This window comes from Nocardia sp. alder85J, from assembly GCF_020176955.2.
Lineage (GTDB): Bacteria > Actinomycetota > Actinomycetes > Mycobacteriales > Mycobacteriaceae > Nocardia.
Genome location: NZ_JAIUCZ020000035.1, coordinates 1 through 1278, shown reverse-complemented (window position 1 = coordinate 1278; position 1278 = coordinate 1). Strand labels below are relative to the sequence as shown.

The window sequence follows — 1278 nt, the reverse complement described above, 5'->3', positions numbered from 1 at the left end:
TGAGGGGCGGGAAAGTTCTCGGACAGTGAGATTTTGACTTCTCAGGCTGCTCGATTCCGCTCGAACCATCCGGACTCTACTTCGTTGGGTGTTCGGTAGTCAATCCCGGAATGGATCCGAATCTGATTGTACCGCAATTCGATATAGCTGATGATGTCCTTCCTCGCGTGTTCGCGTGTGGGATACTGGGTGCGGTTCACGCGCTCGTTCTTCAGGGTTCCGTTGAACGATTCCGCCCAGGCATTGTCGTAGCATGATCCTGTCCGGCCTACGGACCGGCGGGCACCGAGTTCATCGGCTACCGAAGCGAATTCGGCAGAAACGTATTGCGCTCCCCGGTCGCTGTGGAAGATGGTTTCGCCGGGAATGAACGGCAGATTCCGGGCCGCCATGCGCAGGGCGTCGGCAACCAGTTCGGTGCGCATGTGCTCGGCCATCGCATATCCGACCACCTTCTTCGAATAGCAGTCCAGCACGGTTGCCAGATAGAGCCATCCCTCCCACGTGCGGATATAGGTGATATCGCCGACCAGTTTGCGTGCCGGCGCCTCGGCGGTGAAGTCGCGGTGCACCAGGTCCGGCAGCTGCGCGGCATCGCCGGCAAGGGTGGTGATCGGCCTGAACGGTCGCGGCTGACACGGCATCAGGCCCAGCTCGCGCATGATCACACGCACGGTGCCACAATCCGCGATCGTGCCCCAGCGGGCCAGCTGGGCATGGATACGCCGGTAGCCGTAGGTGCCGTCGGAATGCTCGAAACAGAACTGGACCTCCGCGGCGAGGATCTCACGATTCCGGGCGGTGGCCGACGGTCCACGGCCATGCCACGCGTAATACCCGGACCGCGAAACCTTCGCCCACCGGCACATAGCCACGACTGAATGATTGCCTTCTTCGGAGGCGATGAACGCGTACTTCGAGCTCACCGGTGCTTCTTCGCGAAGAAGGCCACCGATTTTCCCAAGAAGCGGTTCTCCTCTTCCAGTTCCCGGACCCGCCGCTCCAACTCCTTCAACCGCGCCCGCTCGGAAACCGACAAACCGGAATCGCCGGTATGCGCGCTCCGGAAGTCTTTCACCCAATTCCGGATCGTCTGCCCGGTCACCCCGCAGTCACGCGCGACATCCTCGATCGCACGCGACTTCTCCACCACTTCCCGCGCGGCCGTCTCCCGGAACTCCGGGCTGAACTGACGCGACTTCTTCTGTGCCACAACAACTCCGTTCAGTTACCCAAATCCTACTTTGAGCCACTGTCCGAAAAACTCCGGGCACCTCA

Annotated in this window: 1 protein-coding gene; it reads right to left on the bottom strand. The window is 61.2% G+C overall.

Annotated features, from left to right (window positions below; all coding sequences use genetic code 11):
- Positions 1 to 41: 41 nt before the first annotated feature.
- Positions 42 to 1213 (bottom strand): IS3 family transposase gene (locus LBW94_RS44140; RefSeq protein ID WP_416276885.1). Its coding sequence is split into 2 segments (ribosomal slippage): positions 42 to 961 and positions 961 to 1213, totalling 1173 coding nucleotides; the frame shifts between segments, so codons are not numbered across the junction.
- Between the last annotated feature and the right edge of the window lie 65 nt (positions 1214 to 1278).